The following is a 16,355-nucleotide window of genomic DNA, read 5'->3' on the forward strand; positions in this document are numbered from 1 at the left end:
ATATGCGGACGCTAGTCATTGGCATCTTCAGCGCAGCCTTCGTCCCGTTGGCGCATGGACAACTCCCCACTCAGCCACCGAAGACGTGGGCAACATGCGCGGCCTGCCACGCTGCACAGGGTGCAGCCTCGATCGGTCCGCCACTTACTGGGGTCGTCGGCCGCAAGGCCGGTTCGGTAGCCGGCTTCAGCTACAGCCGTGCAATGAAAAGTGCCAGCTTCAACTGGGACGACAAGTCACTGGCCGAGTTCCTGGCGGATCCTCAGCAAGCCGTGCCGGGCAACCGCATGCCGTTCGCCGGAGTTTCCGAACCTGGCGAAGTGGCAGAGCTCGTGAAGTATTTGAAGACCTTGCAGTAGCTTCTACCTCGCATCGAAATCTGCATTCTTCTGTGACGCACACCAGCACTTGTCGACCTTCGAAACCCTCGACGCCATTGCGACGCGTATGTGCCAGCCTTAGGCATCCTTTGGCTCCTCCTGATTCTTGTCTCGCTGTCTGCTGCTGGATGGAGAGCGGCAACCACGCGCATTGGTCTCGGCGCGGCGAACCTGGCCGTCAACTATGGCCTGATGCGGCTCGACAATCGGTCCGCAGCATGGCGCCAGCGATTGCCCTTGACTACGTACTCAAGTCCCCGCGGCTCTCGCGCTTACCGTGTGCATTGCTGCAGCTGCCCTCGTACTTGTCCTGCCGCTCGGCGTGTCGCTCTCGTTGTCTGCGAGCCTTATCGTCTATCACGGCGATCACTCTTTGGCGGACACCATCCCGACCATGCTAGCCATTGCGTCGCCACTCTCAGCCATCGCGCGTCAATGATCCGCGACTCGGCGTGTTGTTGCCGGTTCCTGCCAATCGACCTGTTAAAGATCTGCTCGGCGATCACGACGCAGTGGCGTTTCGGGGTCTCGGCCTCGAGGCGCAAGATCGCCTTGCCCGAGACGACGCGTGAGGCCGCTCAGGCAGCCGGGAGTACCGTCTTTGACTCGAAAGCGCCAGTATCACTGAAGCTATAGCCTCGTCGCGCGATGTTCGACATCGAGTTCTCTCAACAACTGTCGAGCAGCTTTCAAGTCGTGGGTCTCAAAACCTTCCGTGAACCTGCCATAGATTGGCTCGACTAGACTTTGGGCCAAGGCGAGATCTCCTTGGAGCATGTGAATCCGCGCAAGGGCGGTTGCTGATCGCAGGTTCCACGACATGGCACCCTGCTGTCGCGCAAGGTCGCAGGAGCGTCGCAACAGGCGAACGACTTGCTCACCATTTGCAGACTCTTCCATCTGGGCGCGGGCCTCAAGGCGGAATAGCTCGGGCAACTGAGCCGCTTCGCCGCCGTGCAAGTTGGCTTGCCTAGCCGAGCGCAGGGTTGCCGCAGCTTCCGCTGTGCGACCAACTGCGATCAGGCCTTCCGCCAAGAAACAGGCGATCGAAGTCCCCATGAAGTTCAAGCACTCGTCTCCCATTCTGCCGCGCAGGCCCAGCAAAACATCGATACCGGCTTCAATCTCACCCCGTCCGATATTCACTGCACCTTGCATGGCATCCGCGGTTGCATGGAACGGCTCGAGCGCGCGCCAATGCGTGTGTTCTGCCAACTGGTCGAGCCGCGCCTGCGCGCTACTCCAATCGCGGCGCCACAAGTGCATGGGAATGGTGAAGAGCAACGCGAAACAGGTGTTCAGCGGCTTTTCGGATCCCTCCGCGGAGGCCACGGATTCGCGAGCGATATTCACTGCTCGCTCGGGGAAGCCAGAAAGCCAGAGCGCGCGCGACCATGCCACGAGCGCTCGCACCCGCTGGTCCATGCCGCACATCTGGAGATTCCGATTGCCCGCCCGCGCGAAACCTAACTCGAAATGCCGGCACGCGATCGTCTGGTCCCCCAGATAGTGGCGCGACTGAGCAACAAGAAGATCAGAAATCGAAAGGCAGTCCTCATCGCCGACCTTCTTGGCGCAGACATCCCAATCTGCCGCAGGCACGAGAGTTCCACGAAAGTCGGCCGTGCGTGTCATGACCATGTGTCGTAGCGCCTGCAGACGTAGCCGATGTGCAGAGGCATCAAGGGCGAGAGCCAGCTCGAGTCCGCGTGCTGTGGCAGTGAGAACCTCGCTGCTGTCACGCACCCACATCGATGAAATCGCCCATATCGTCGTCAAGATCAGCTCGCGACGATCGCCACGGGTGGCATCGTCAAGCGCCGCGAGGCCGGCCTCGCTCCATCTCAACGACTCACTCAACAACGAAAGTTCAAAGAGCATCGGCGCAGCTGCCGCTGCCATCGTCACTGAAAGCGTCGGATCTTCCATGTCGTCGCGACGCGAGAAACACCATTCGAGCGCTGCACGCACATTGCCCAGATGCTCACGCAGGGCGGGCGCACGAGCGGCATAGTCGAGATCGATGTGGCCGCCGTGATGCAAATCGAGCAGGTTTGCGAAGTATTCGGCGTGTCGCTGGAACGTTGCATCCGCCTTTCCGCTTTCCAATAGCCTTTCGCGCGCGTAGGCCCGGGTAGTTTCCAGTATCCGGTACTTGGTGGAGCCGTCGAAGCCGAGTTCCACCGACACCAGGGACTTCGAGACCAGCGAGTCGATAATCTGAAGAGTATCGAGCCCTGCCTCCACGACAGCGCGAGCAGCGTCAATGTCAAAAGCGCCCACTAGAACAGACAGCTGCTCCAGCGCGCGTTGATACGAATCGACTAACAGTCCATAACTCCAATCGAGCAGCGCCCGCAGGTTCTGATGGCGCGGGTGCGCCGTGCGCCTTCCGTTCCAATCTAGTTCGAGGTCCTGCTCCACCAACCTTAGCGTCGCCGCGATTCCGTGGCTGCCTGCTCGTCCTGCCGCGAGTTCAATCGCCAGCGCCATCCCGTCCAATCGATTGCAGATGGCGGCCACAAGCCGTGCCATCGCCGCGTCAAAACCGAGGCGTCCACCGCTTGCGCGAAAGCGCTCCATGAACAACTGGGCGGCCGGGTATTCGAGCACTGAGTCGGCATCGAGGTTTTGCGGAGGACACTCGAGTGTGGGCAGCCAGTACGCGTGCTCGCCTTCTACGCGCAGGGCTTCCCGGCTGGTCGCAAGAATGTGGACGCCGGCGGCCTCTCTGAAAATGGTCTCCGTCAAGCTGGCTGCCGCCTCCACGACGTGCTCACAGCTGTCCAGCACCAAAAGTATCTTCAGCGCTCGTAGCTGGTCCAGAAGCGTCGGAACCACGTCGGCGGTTTCCAATGTGAGTCCGAGCGATGTCGCCACGGTAGAACTGACGAGTCCCCCGTCCTGGACTTCGGACAGGTCGACGAAGCAAACGCCGTCGGCGAACTTCTCCTGCAGTTCATGTGCCACCGCGACCGTGACGGTGGTCTTTCCTGCCCCGCCGGGACCGAGAACCGTCATGAATCGTTTGTCGAGAACATCGGCGGCGATCGAGCGCACGTCATGATCGCGGCCTACCATCCTGGCTAGTCTTTGAGGAGGCGTGAGGCGCTTGCTCGACGGCGCCGACTGCGCCGCGGATGAAGAAACCGGCATTGCTACCGTCTCAAAAACGACTGGTCGAACGAAGCTGTAGCCTTGCCCGGCCACGTTCTTGACGTAGCACGGCTCCCCTTCGCCAGTAGCCAGCGCCTTGCGAAGCGAACTGATGTGAACCCTCAGGCTTCCGTCCCCGACCACAAGACCCCGCCACGCGCTCGCGACGAGATCTCGGTGGCTGACGATTTCGCCGGCACGGTCTACGAGCGCAATCAGCAGGTCGAGTGCGCGATCCCCGACAAGGACAGGCAGGCCGTCGCGTTCCAACCGACGAGCTGTTGCGGCAAGCCGGAACGGACCAAACGAAGCGATGCGATCGTCGGTACTTGGCACAGAAATACCTCCGCGTCAGCGCCCGAAAAAGTCGCATCCGCTGTACCTGCTCCCCGTAGATTTTCTCCGTATGTCACGATAGTCAACCAAGTCCACTTTCTTCGTCAAGCGAACGCAAAGATCTCGGGAGTTCGGGCGCATCGACATTCTAGGCTTGGCAAGCTGGTCGTCTGACGGACCGACTGTAGCCGGTCAGCAACGCCCTTCGGTTGGGCAATGGGCCTTGGGTCTGGAAGTCCACTGGCGTGAGCTGCAGCAGTGGGCACGTAGCCGCTGGTCGTGCTCAGACGGCTGCTTCCATGGGGCAGCTAATTCCGCGACGGTTAAGGGTAGTCCGACACCTGCCTTGCGGCGCACGCGTAGTGCCGCCCGCGATGGCGGGCAGGTGTTGGACTGGCCGCCAGGGAGGAAACCGCGGCACTCCATGCAGGCGCTTCCGAAGGCGCGCCGCTATGGCGATTCGAGATTGGTCTCGCGCGGTGAAGATAGGCGAGGATGCGACGCACGCCCGTTGGCGGCAACAGGCACTCGTTCCCGCTGGCGCGTGGTCGGAACGTCCCGGTCCCAGTTGCCCGATTCGCTGGCCGCCATGGCCAGCTCGTAGCGCTGCTCGGATTCGCCCAGCGCCGCCTCGGGGCTCTTGCGCTCCGTGATGTCACGCACCGTGCCGGTCCAGAGCAGCGGCTTGCCGGATGCATCGCGCGCGACGATGCCGGCCAGCTGGACCCAGCGGATCGAACTGTCCCGCCCGATCCTGGCCTCCGCGCCGAAGCGCTCCTTCCTGCCGGCCAGGTGATCGGCAAGTGCCTTGCGCACGACTGGACGGTCCTCCGGATGAAAGGGAATCTGCTCGAAGAGTTCCTCCCGTCCGGCGTAGCTCCGATCGGACGCAGTCCGTAGATCTCGCTGAAACGCGGCGAGACGTTGACGCTGTCGGTGGCGATGACCCAGTCCCAAAAGCACACGTCGCTGGCCGTCATGCCCCGCACGTAGCGGCCCTGGTCGCGCAGCACGCGGGCCAGTCTTGCACTGCGCCAGCCCACTGCGAACGCCAGGACGCAGAAGGTGAGGAAGCGCGGCAGGTCGATGAAGCCCGCGACCAGCGGGGTAGGTGATCGGGATCAGGTGGGGCAGCACGAAATTGGCCAGCACCGCGGCGAGGAGGCCGGGCCCCGGTCCGCCCAGCCATGCCGTCGCGAGCACGGAGATGACGAAGAGCCCAGCCAGGCTGAGCACCGGTTCCGCCGGCGACAGGTACAGCAGCGGAGCCACGAGGACTAAGACCGGCGCGAGCGCATAGCGCAGCACCCGGGACTGCTTGACCCGCTGCTCGATGGATGCCACCGCGGCCGACAGCAGCTCCCGCGGGGACCGGCTTGGAAGACGCCATGTCGTAGCTCCGAAGCTGTGCGCTGCCACCGCCAAATCTCGGCGAAGCCATGCGCCCGGAACCACCGCCGGGCGCGCATTGCGAGGGCGGGCGCAGCATACACCCGCCGTAGCTCGCGCTCGTCCGAGCGGGCGTTGCGCGCGGGCATTGGTTCATTTGGAGCAACACCGCGGCGCTCTTCGCACGCCTTCCGGAGCGGGCCGCCGACCTCTAGCATCGGCGCCACTCGACACCGATCGGGGCCATGGGTGTGCAACACCCAGGGTGCCATCGCCGTTGCCCGACGAGGAAGCCTTTCGCCCGCCATTGCCCATGTTCCTGCACAACGAATCCATGCGCGCGAGGCGCAACGCCCCGAGCCCGCGCGCGAGTGAGGCGGCAGCGCCGGGGGCGGCATGGCATGAACACGGCTTCCGGCGGTCGGATCGCTTCCTGTGCCGGATGTCCGCGCTGGCGACTGTCCTGCTGCTTGCCGGCTGCCTCACGCCGCCGCAGCCCGATCGTCCGGCCCTGCCCTCCTTCGATGCCGCACAGCGCTCACGCTCGGCCATCGTGGCCACAGAGCCCGCGCTGGCAGAAGACACGGCGCCAGAGCAATGGTGGCAGCTGCTGGGCGACCCGACGCTCAGCGGCCTGCAGACCGAGGCGGCGGGCACCAGCCTGGAGCTTCATGCCGCCGCCGCGCGCGTCGAGGAAAGCCGCGCCCAACTGGCCGCGGTCGATTCCGCGCGCTGGCCCCAGGTGGCCGGCGAGGCCGCCTTCGCCCGCTCCGCGCTGAGCGAGCAGTCGCCGCTCGTGCGGCTGGGGGCGCCCACCTACCCCACCAACACCTGGCTGCTGGGCGTGCAGGCGAGCTGGGAGCTCGACCTGTGGGGCCGCATCGGCCAGCTGGGCGAAGGCGCCCAGGCGCGCCTTCTTGCGAGCGAGTACGGCATGGACATGGTGAAGGTGTCCGTGGCGGGCGAAGTCGCGCGGACCTACCTGCTGCTGCGCGGCGTGCAGGCGCAGATGGCGATCCTCGACGAGAACCGCCAGATCGCGCAGAACCTGGTGTCCATGGCGCAAAGCCGCCAGCGCCACGGCGTGGCCACGCGCTTCGAGCCCGCGGCCGCCCGCGCCGACGTGGCCGGCATCGATGCGCGCCTGTGGCAGCTGCGCCAGCAGCGCGATGGCCTCATGAACGCCTTGGCCCTTCTCCTGGGCCAGGCGCCGCGCGAGCTGGACGATCGCCTGGGTACCGCCAGCCTGCCGGCCATGCCCGCGCGCATTCCGATCGGCGTGCCTTCCGAACTCGCGAAGGACCGGCCCGACATCCGGCAGGCCGACGCGCGCCTGCGCGCTGCCGTCGCCGACATCGGCGCGGCCAAGGCGGACTTCTATCCGCGCGTGAGCCTGACCGGCAACCTGGGCCTGCAGGCCTTCGAATGGTCCGACCTCGGCAGCTGGAGCTCGCGCCGCTTCTCCGTCGGCCACACGCTCTACCTGCCGATCTTCCAGGGCGGGCGCCTCCAGGCCAACCTGGCCTTGAGCGAGGCCCGCCATCGCCTGGCCGGCATCGCCTACCAGCAGACCGTGCTGCGCGCCTGGCACGAAGTGGACGATGCGCTGCGTGCCTACGCCAACGAGCGCCAGCGCAACGCGCAGCTGCAGCTCGCGCTGGGACAGAACCAGATCGCGCTAGACGTCGCCCAGCGCGCCTACCAGCAGGGCACGGCCGACTTCACTGCGGTGCTGGTGGCGCGGCGCTCGTACCTGCTGAGCCAAGCGGAGCTGACGCACTCGAGCACGGCATCCGCACTCTCGGTCGTCGCGCTCTACCGCGCGCTGGGCGGCGGCTGGTCGCCTGCGCTGCGCGCGCGCGACGGCGGCGAAGGGAGCGTGTCGTGAACGCAGCGGCTCCGGCCGCCGCACCCGCGGCAGCGCGCCCCCCGGGGCCACCGCCTTTCAACCTCCGGCTGGCCATGGGCCTGCTGGGCGCCGTGCTGGCCGCCATCGTCGCGGGCCTGAACAACCGCGTGCCGGGCCTGGCGCTGGCCGATTTGCAGGGCGCACTGGGCCTGGCGCGCGACGATGCCAGCTGGCTCAACACCGCCTACGCGGCCGGCGAACTGGCGGCAACGCCCTTTGCGACCTGGTTCGCCATCACCTTCTCGCTGCGCCGCTTCCACCTGGGCATCCTCGCCGGGGCTCTGGCGCTGGCTGCGCTGATGCCCTTCGTGCGCGATCTGCACCTTCTGCTGGCATTGCGTACGCTGCAGGGCCTGCTCTCCGGTGGCCTGGTGCCGCTGCTGATGGTGGCGGCGCTGGCCTTCCTGCCGCCGCCGATCCGGCTGCACGGGCTTGCGCTCTACGCCCTCACCTCGACCTTCTCGCCCAACCTCGCCACCTGGCTGGCAGCGTGGTGCGTGGACCAGCTGCAGGACTGGCGCTGGGTGTACTGGCACGTGCTGCCCATCGGCCTGCTGGCACTGGGGCTGATTGCCTGGGGCATCCCGAAGACGCCGCCCGCCATGGGCCGCTTCAGACAAGGCGACTGGCTGGGCATGGCACTGGGCGTGCCGGGGCTCGCGCTGCTCGTCCTCGCGCTGGACCAGGGCGTGCGGCTCGATTGGCTGCGCTCGCCGCTGATCGCCACCTGCCTGCTGCTGGGCACGGTGCTGACCGCGCTGTTCCTCGCGTTCGAATGGCGGCATCCCGCGCCCTTCATCAAGCTGCAGATGCTGGGCCGCCGCAACCTGTGGCTGGGCTTCAGCGTGTTCCTCATGCTGCTGATGATTTCGGCCACCGCGGTGACGCTGCCGGTGAACGTGCTGGGGCCCCTGCAGGGCTTCCGCCTCGAGCAGAGCTCGGCCCTGGGCCTCATCGTCGGCCTTCCGCAGCTGGTGCTCGGCTCGGCCGTGGCACTGCTGCTCTATCAGCGGTGGGTGGACGCCCGGCAGTTGTTCGCCGCGGGGCTGCTGCTCATTGCCGGCGGCTGCTGGCTGGGCAGCGGCATCACCAGCGACTGGATGGTCGCGCAATTCGTCCCTGCCGAGATCGCCTACGCGATCGGGCTGCCGATGGCGATCGTGCCGCTGCTGTTCCTGGCGACCAGCGTCGTGCAGCCGGCGGAAGGCGCGTACGTGGCGGGCATCGTCAACACGCTGCGCGCCTTCGGCGCCGTGCTGGGCGGTGCCGTCGTGGGCCAGCTGCTGGCCGTGCGCAGCCGCTTCCATGCGGACATGCTGCTGGACCAGGCCGGGCAGTTGCAAGCCAACCTGGCTTCCACCGATCTGGCGCTGGGTCCGCTGGCAGCGGCCATCGCGCGCGAGGCCAGCGTGCTGGCCACCGCCGACGCCTACCGCGTGTTCGGGCTGCTGGCCCTGGGCCTGGCGCCCGTGGTGCTGATACTCAAGTACATCGCGCCGCCCGCGAGCCATCCGCGCAGCCACGCACCGGCCGCCGCTGCGCCCGCCGCGCCATGAGAAAAAAGAACCCTTCATTCACCGGACGAGATGTCGATGCGAGCCCACCTTGCCTTTCGGATCACCGCCGCCGCCATCCTTGGCGGCGCCCTCCTCTACGCCTTCCTGGTGCTGAACCGGCCCGAGTCGGCGGCGGACGCGCAGAGCACGGACGACGCCTATGTGCGGGCCGACTTCACCACCGTCGCGCCGCAGATCGCCGGCGTGATCAGCCGCGTCGCGGTGGACGACCACGACTTCGTGCAGGCCGGCGCGCCGCTGGTGAGCATCGACGATCGGGCGCTGCGCATCGGCGTGGACACGGCGGCTGCGACCATCGCCAGCCTGCAGGCACAGCTCGACCGGCAGCAGAGCGCCATCGCGCAGGCCCGCGCGGCCGTCGCCGCCGCTGCCGCCAACCTCAAGCTGGCCGAGGCCAACCGCAAGCGCTTCGCCAACCTGGCGCGCGACGGCTCCGGCACGCTGCAGGCCGAGCAGCAGGCCGACGCACAATGGGACGTGCAGCGCGCCACGCGCGAGCGCGAACAGGCCGGCCTGCGCGCGGCCGAGCAGCAGGTGGCGATCCTGTGCGCGGAGCTGGACAAGGCGCGGGCCGCGAAGGCCAGCGCGGAACTGAATCTCTCCTACGCGAGCGTGGTGGCGCCGGTCAGTGGCACGGTCGCGCAGCGCAGGGCGCGGGTCGGCGGCTACGCGCGCACCGGCGAATCCCTGCTGACGCTGGTGCCGCTGGACGCGCTGTACATCGAGGCAAATTTCCGCGAGACGCAGTTCGCCCGCGTGCGTGTGGGCCAGCCGGTGGAGGTGACGGTCGATGCGCTGCCTGAGGTGCGTCTCAAGGGACGCGTGGACAGCCTGGGCCCGGCCAGCGGCGTGAGCTTCTCGCCGCTGCCGCCGCACAACGCCACGGGCAACTTCACCAAGATCGTCCAGCGCATGCCGGTGCGAATCGCGCTGGAACCAGGGCAGGACGACCTGCGCAACCTGCGCGTGGGCATGTCGGTGCGGCCGCGCATCGACGTCGCGTCGACCGACCGGCCGGAGGCCCGGGTCGCGCCGCGCAAGGCAGCACCCTTGTCCTGAACCGCCAGTTGCAACGCATCTTGCACCTGGACCAGGCCTTGCCCGGCAGCAGTGCCGCCCCGTCTTCGGACGAGCCTGCGGCCGCCCCCGCACGCACACGTCGCGCGGAGGGCGAGCGCACGCGCAGGCACCTGCTGAACACGGCCGGACTGCTGCTTGCCGAGCGTGACTTCGCGGCCGCGAGCGCCAAGGAGATCGCGCGGCGCGCAGGCACGCCGCTGGCGTCGGTCCACTACCACTTCGGCAGCCGGGAAGGACTGCGCGAAGCCGTACTGGCAGAAGCGCAGCAACAGCTTGCCCGCTTCGAGGCGCTCGTCGCCGCGCCGATGCGGGCAGCCGCCACGCCCATCGACGGCGTGCGCATCTTCCTGGCCCATCTCCTGGGCATCGGGCACGCCACGCACGGCCCACGGTGGGGCCTGCGCGTGCTCGCCCGCGAGGCGCTCGGCGGCGGGGGCTGCGCAACGATGTTCGACTTGCTCTTTCCCCTGCTCGGGCAACTGCTCGAACTGCCGCGGGAGCACCCGCGCGTGGCCCAGGCCGTGGACTGGGTGGCGCTGCCGGCGCTGGCCTGGCTGGCATCGCCGCCACCGGTCGAAGATCGCTGGCGGGCATGCGGGGAACGCAGCACACAGGCCGCACTCGACGACCTGCTGCACTGCCTCGGCGGCGCGCTGCGCGCCATGGGCGACCCGCATCGCGATCACCCCTGAGTCCCCTGCCACGCAAGACGCGGCCCGTGGCGCCTTCGTGGAAACACGGCGATGCGTCCCACCCGTCTTCAACGCACGGGCTTCGCTCCATAGCATCTGCACATGGCTCCGTCGACCCAACAACAAGCAAGAACTTCATCCACCGCAACCATGACCACTCAACTTGCGAGCACTGACATGACGACAACGAGCACCTGCCTTCCGCACGCGGCCACGCAGCCGCCATTCCTTTCGCACGGCCGCGACGGGCATCGCCGATGCCACGTCCTCGATCAGGTCGGGCGAGCGCTTCAACAAGCCACGCACGGCGTCACCAACATCCAGGCCATCGTTTCGGGCGTGGGTATCACGCGCGACGAGGTGCTGCGCCTGTTCGGCGGCTTCGGCGAACTCGTGGAGGCACTGGTCGACACGCTGGCGCGCTCGGTGCTGTCGCCACTGGACGACTGCGCCACGGAAGAAGACTTCGTGCGCCGCCTGACCGCCTTCGCGCGGCGCTTTACCGACCCGGCGGCGGTGCTGCAGGAAAAGAACCTCTACCGCATCGCGCTGACCGAGGCGATCCGCGACGCAGGCCGGGGGCAGGGCCTTTATGCGCGCGGTCCCGGGCAGGTGCTGGGCGGGCTGTCGCGCTTCCTGTCGAACGCGCAGCACGCGGGGGTTCTTCTCAGGGGCGAAGGCCAGCAGCTGGCCAGCCACCTGCTGGCGCTGCTGAAGGCCTGCTCCGGACTCGACGACCGCTTTCCACCGGAACCCTGGCGGCCCTTTGGCGCCGACGCCGGCGTGCAGGAGGTGGTCGATCAGTTCCTTGCGGGTGTGCAACAGGAGACGCGCCATGCGTACGCTGCTGTCTAAGGTGCGTGCCATGCGCCGGCGCGAAGCCCTCCCCTCGGGCGATGCGGCGTGCGGGGCCGGGCAGTGCGCGCCCGACGCGCTGTCCATCGAGATCGATGCCAACGGCTCGCCGGTCACCATCGACCAGGCCTCCTGGTTCATCTGCTTCGTGCCGGGCCTGCAGAAGCAGTGGTGGCACCGCTTCGCGCACGAGCAGCACCGGCACGTGTTCGCCATCCGCTGGGTCAGGGACGACACCTGGCTGCTGGTCGAGCCCTGGTGGACGCGCCTGATGGTCAACGTGCTGAGCTTCGACGAAGCCCTCAAGTTCCTGCGCTGGGGTGCGGCCGGCCACATCCTTGAAGTGGCCGAGTCCATTCCCGGGCGCGGCAGCCAGGCCCGGGGCTGGTCGAACTGCGCGGTGCTGGCGTCCTTTCTTCTCGGGCGCTCGTACTGGACGTGGACACCCCACGGGCTCTACCGCCGGCTCAAGTCCGATCCGACCGTCAAGGCCATCGAGCTGCCGGACTTCCTGGCCAGGCACTGCGGGCAGCTGGCCGGCCAGAGCGCGCACACGCTGCCCAAGCTGCCGGCGCAGCAGGAGGCTATGCCGCTGCAGCAGGCGCTGGTGGAGCTGGGCATCGGCATCATGACTGCATCCACCTCCGCCTCGGCCATCTCTCTGTACAAGGCCGCCATCTCGGAATCGGCACGCTTTCGCGCGGCCGCCGAGGCCTTCTGGCAGCACGGGCCGCACCAGGCGCTCAGCCAGATCTCGCAGCTGCTCGAGGCGGCCACCCTGCGCGGCGAGCTGCGCATCGAGGATTGCACGGCGGCCGCCCACCAGTTCCTGTCGATGCTGCGCGGCGACCTGCACCTGCAGCTGGTCTTCGGCCTGCGCGGCGCGCCGGGCGCGAAGGAGATCGGCGCGCACGTGGCGTCAGTGGTCGCCGTCTTCCTTCACGGTGCGCGCTCGCGCAGCGGACGCGGGGCCGATGCCCGGTGCGCCGGCCAACGCCCCGCCGAAGACCTGCTGCGCAGGGAAGTAGTGCTGCGGCAGTACCGCGTGCCTTCGCCAGAGAGCCCCTCGCCGGTGCGGGCATGCACGGGTGACAAGGCCTACACCGGCCATTAAACTGCCCCGCTCGCCGGGCCGGCGCGCATCGCGCGCTTGGGCCCTTGCAATGGTCGGGTGGAGTACACCGGCGAGTTCGCCGAGCACTTCCACTCGAACACGGCAACACTCAAGGCGACCTACAAGTTCTGGAAATCATGAAGCGCCATGATGCGTGGAACCCTGTCCGCGACGGGACGGAGCCGGCGAAGAGGCGCACACTCGTGACTGCTCTGCGACTGTTACCCGACACGGGGTGAGCCGCCTGAGAACTTCCGCTCGTGGCCGCGTGCGGACTCACAGGCGGTCACAATCAAACGTGCGGTTTTCCCCGAAACCGCGCTTCGATCACGCCGAGGCGGACGCTCAGCAGCTTGCTGTATGCCGGGCCGCCCGTCATCATCCCGAGTCGCCATCGACGATGGCAATGTGGATGGTGACTGAGAATCTCGACCAGTTGTTGTAGTGCTCGAGCGTGTTCGAACGACTACTAGCGAAGGTCTTCTTTACCTCGCGCGGCCATGGCACGCAACAAACGAAGCTCCTCCTGGGCCGCCCCTCGAACAGCGTCCCGATCTAAAGGCACTCGCTCGTCGTCGAACAACGACTCTACCCAGAGTTCACGAGTATCGAATGTCTCGACGGCGCAATCGAGCCAGGTCGAGTAGCCTGCGCGGCGGCGGCAAGTCGTTCTTGCTGTTCACCTTGAGTCTTCCATTCTCAGATTGCTGAATTCGAAGGGAGGGAAGCTTAGAGCGTGAGACGCCTGGAGGCATATGGCCTTCACGATTGCAAGCAGCGTGTTTGCCCATGCCGTTTGCGGCCAGAGCAGCCGCTTGACGGGGCAACTCTTCCGGCATCACTCAATTCATATCGTCGGACCCGCTCACCCGCTCACGCCGCAGGTGACTCCAAATAGAGGCCACTTACTGTCCACCTCTCAACGTCCAGGCTCGGGCCCCTGACGCCCCCGTCCCCGAAAAACTGTTGGCATGGCCTCAGGCTTGGAAGCATCGCGAAGAGCCAACTGCAGCCCGGTGCGCCGGGCCGAATCCAGCATACCTGCGACGAATCGAGCATCCCCATTGAGCGTCAGCGTCCTACCGTACCGCGCAATGGCGACTCGGATTGCAGCGTCATAGGCCGTCTTTTCTGCCTTGATCACCGTGACCCCTTGAGCCCCATCCCGCACAATGGCATGACCCTCAACATAGTAGAGGACGTTGCCTTTTGCGTCGACGGAGTATGTCGGCAGGGGGAAAACCGGCGCCCCTCCCCTCCCCCAAACCGTCTGCGGCGGCTCGGCTTCTGCAGGAGCCAAACGTCGAAGCTCGTCAAGTGCCGAGACGTCGCCGCCCGCGGCGAGGCCCGTCAGGTACTGGCGATAATGCGCATTGCGGTCAGGCACTCGGGCCTCCTTGCTTGCCTCCGCTCGCTCAGCCGCGATCCCCTGCTGAGCAACGAACTGATCCGCCCGGGCAAGCGCCACGACCCGCGCCCTTTCACGCGCGGGAAGCACCATCGCTTTTGCCTTCTGCTCTCGGTATTCTTCCCTTGCCTGGAGCACACGCTTGCGAAACCCCTCGCTGCTTTTCCTGCGCAGTTGGGTCGTCTCCTCAATTTGGCGGGCTCGCCATTGGGAGAACTGCCGCCACAAGCTCGGATTTGGCGGGGGCAATGCCTCGCTCAGACTGGCGTGATAGCAATCGCGCAAGACATTTTCGGCTTCGGCCCACGGCCGCTGAAGATGCTTGGTGAAGAAGTCACCGAGGTTGTATTGCCGGTTGGCATGAACGATTCTCGGGTTGCCATCTGCGCCGATTCCAATGCTGTAGTCGCCGGGAGACAGGCCGTAGAGCCGCTGTGCCGCCGCAAGAACCAATTTAGGGTTCGTGTCGTTCTTCAATCGGTCGGCCGGGATATCACTGCGGCGCGGCGATTGGGCCAGTGCCTCGATCACCGACTTGGACCCCCTGGGCCCTAGCAAGCTCAGCTTCTTGACGGTCGCTTTCAAGGCCAGAGCGAGTTCACGGCGCCGAAGTGCGCTCAGGATCCTCTGGGGATCCGCCTCCAGCGCCTTCTGTCCCCTCTCGATCGCTTGGCCTGCAAGTTCTATCCGCTCGCGACTGGTCCGCTTTGGACCTTTGGACTGCGCCTCAGCGATGCGCTGCCTGATGGATGCCTGGGCGCCGTTACTTTCCCGTTCGTTGATGGCCTCAACTTCCGCGCCGAGCTGCGCAAGATAGTCAGGACCTTCGTAGCCAGCCATCCGCTCGCGCGTTTCGCGACGTCTGTCAGCAAGAAACTCGACGCGCTGCGCCTCGCTCATGGCCGTGAAGGCTTTGCGAAGCCTCACAGACGCAAAGGAGATGTATCGCGCCTCGAATGCGCCACGCTTGCACCATTGGTCTACGACCTCGTCATGATCCCTCGCGATGCCGGTTAGCCGCAGTTGCGACGCCCTCTCAGAAAAGCTCTGACGGACCACGTCTTTGATGTTGATGCCTCGGGCCGCCCAGTCCGGCTTGACGTTGATGTAGTCGCCCTCTTTGCCTTGCCGTATTGCGACGACACCGATGATGCTGGCCGCCTCGACCAGCTCGTTGAATGTACCGACGTGGCCATCCGCAACAAGCGATTTCAAGTAGGCGCGGATCTGCTTCGGGCTTTGACCGTCCAGGGTCGCCCGATGGCGGCTGAGCGGATGTGCCGGTGCGGCCGGATCCCGACGGAAGTCTTTTGGACTCTTGAGGTCAAAGCGCCGATTGATGTGCTCCTGGACGGCGTCCGGCACGCTCATATCTCGGAGGTATCCGAATGGATTCATGAACCGGCCCGATTCGATGTTTCGCGTCGGAATGACAATATGCACATGTGGCAATCGGCTCTCGTAGTCGCCGGTCGTCGCGTTGAGTTCGTGAGTGACCTTCGGAATGTGCGCTTCGGCATAGAAGTGGTACTCGCCGACGTCGTACGCCGCCATGACGATCTTTCTGTATGCCTCGACGATCTCGTGCAAGTGCTGGGCGTTGATTTGTCCAGGCCCGCACTCGAGGGCTGTAGTGAACTGCTCAGCAAAGCCCAGTGTGATGTGGAGATAGCGCGCGTCCCCTTCTTGCCGCGGCTCAATCTCGTCTATCACTGCTTCGAGCAGGTCGATGTCACCGGCCAAAGGTAGCCGCTCATCGATCAGATCGCGATCGAACTCCCTGCCCCGTTTTCGGCCGCGCTCCAGATATTCGACAATTCCGCCGGCGCCCGAATTAATACGAACGAGCATGCGCTACGGATTCGGCGAACAACTCGCGGATCGCTTCAAGTGTTTTCATCGCCGCGTTGCATTCCTCGCCCGTAAGCCGCCCCTCGAGCCGCAACGCGTTGAAGCGGTGAGCCAATTGGTTAAGGTTGTTGCCAGCTTTCGCCGCCTGGAACAGCAGGGGCTTGAACTCCGGATGCGGCTTAGTGCGCGCCAGGATCCGGGTTCGATTGTCAAGGACTGCTTGTTCAAGCCAGGCCCGGGCAGAGATGCCGGCGGCATCGGCCATGTCGGTCATCTTGCTGTGCGCCTCGAGACTTAGACGAAAAGAGGCGACGCGGGTCTTCGGCTGCCCCACGGCTTCCAGCTTCGCACGCAAAATTCCGTCGCCCTCCTCCTGCAGGTGGCGACCTGTCCCTTCGTCTTCATTCAAGCATTGCATTTCCATCCCATCTTTTTTTGAGCGTGGGTATGAATCTAGCAATTGGTGAGGAACCTTGCGCAGCACTCAAGTGCGTCGTACTTCGGTATCAGCTGGTTGATGTCCCGGCAAGTGGTGTAAGTCTTCTTTCACTCGCTGCGCGGCAAGGCGCGTAGGGCGTAGCCCGAAGCGGCTTGCCGCGCAGCGACCG

General features: G+C 65.9%; 11 protein-coding genes. 7 read left to right on the top strand and 4 right to left on the bottom strand.

Going from position 1 to position 16,355, the window contains the following annotated elements; all coding sequences use genetic code 11:
• Positions 1-2 precede the first annotated feature (2 nt).
• The gene (locus tag BM345_RS28540; RefSeq protein WP_254790043.1) at positions 3-359 is read left to right on the top strand and encodes a c-type cytochrome; all 357 of its coding nucleotides are present in this window, start codon (positions 3-5) and stop codon (positions 357-359) included.
• A gap of 651 nt (positions 360-1,010) precedes the next feature.
• Here the strand turns inward: BM345_RS28540 and BM345_RS28550 are convergent.
• A complete protein-coding gene (locus BM345_RS28550) occupies positions 1,011-3,872 on the bottom strand; it encodes an ATP-binding protein (RefSeq protein ID WP_139237666.1) in 2,862 nt (953 codons plus the stop codon).
• Between the two features lie 450 nt (positions 3,873-4,322).
• On the bottom strand, positions 4,323-5,216 hold the full coding sequence (locus BM345_RS28555; RefSeq protein ID WP_175545198.1) for a PAS domain S-box protein: 894 nt from the start codon (positions 5,214-5,216) through the stop codon (positions 4,323-4,325).
• Positions 5,217-5,703: 487 nt separating this feature from the next.
• Between BM345_RS28555 and BM345_RS28560 the strand changes: the two genes are divergently transcribed.
• The 6 genes from BM345_RS28560 (at position 5,704) to BM345_RS28585 (ending at position 12,488) form a co-directional block, all read left to right on the top strand.
• Positions 5,704-7,149 (top strand): efflux transporter outer membrane subunit, encoded by a 1,446-nt coding sequence (locus tag BM345_RS28560; RefSeq protein ID WP_093386983.1) that lies wholly within the window; start codon positions 5,704-5,706, stop codon positions 7,147-7,149.
• A complete protein-coding gene (locus BM345_RS28565; protein WP_254790044.1) occupies positions 7,146-8,726 on the top strand; it encodes an MFS transporter in 1,581 nt (526 codons plus the stop codon). Before BM345_RS28560 ends, BM345_RS28565 begins: the two co-directional genes overlap by 4 nt.
• Before the next feature lie 36 nt (positions 8,727-8,762).
• Complete coding sequence (locus tag BM345_RS28570; RefSeq protein WP_093386986.1) at positions 8,763-9,806, top strand: HlyD family secretion protein; 1,044 nt, start codon at positions 8,763-8,765, stop codon at positions 9,804-9,806.
• A gap of 8 nt (positions 9,807-9,814) precedes the next feature.
• Positions 9,815-10,519, top strand: a complete 705-nt coding sequence (locus BM345_RS28575) for a helix-turn-helix domain-containing protein (RefSeq protein ID WP_175545199.1) — start codon at positions 9,815-9,817, stop codon at positions 10,517-10,519.
• A gap of 177 nt (positions 10,520-10,696) precedes the next feature.
• Positions 10,697-11,374: a TetR/AcrR family transcriptional regulator C-terminal domain-containing protein gene (locus tag BM345_RS28580; RefSeq protein WP_093386969.1), complete on the top strand. Its 678-nt coding sequence runs from the start codon at positions 10,697-10,699 to the stop codon at positions 11,372-11,374.
• Positions 11,355-12,488, top strand: coding sequence for a TetR/AcrR family transcriptional regulator C-terminal domain-containing protein (locus BM345_RS28585; protein WP_093386971.1), 1,134 nt, complete (start codon positions 11,355-11,357; stop codon positions 12,486-12,488). Before BM345_RS28580 ends, BM345_RS28585 begins: the two co-directional genes overlap by 20 nt.
• A gap of 919 nt (positions 12,489-13,407) precedes the next feature.
• Here the strand turns inward: BM345_RS28585 and BM345_RS28590 are convergent.
• Positions 13,408-15,747: an LPD7 domain-containing protein gene (locus BM345_RS28590; protein ID WP_139237667.1), complete on the bottom strand. Its 2,340-nt coding sequence runs from the start codon at positions 15,745-15,747 to the stop codon at positions 13,408-13,410.
• Positions 15,731-16,156 carry a plasmid mobilization protein gene (gene mobC, locus BM345_RS28595; protein WP_175545200.1) on the bottom strand — a complete coding sequence of 142 codons (426 nt, stop codon included), beginning with the start codon at positions 16,154-16,156 and terminating at the stop codon, positions 15,731-15,733. Before mobC ends, BM345_RS28590 begins: the two co-directional genes overlap by 17 nt.
• Between the last annotated feature and the right edge of the window lie 199 nt (positions 16,157-16,355).

Source organism: Variovorax sp. OV329 (assembly GCF_900114785.1).
Taxonomy (GTDB): Bacteria; Pseudomonadota; Gammaproteobacteria; order Burkholderiales; family Burkholderiaceae_C; genus Variovorax.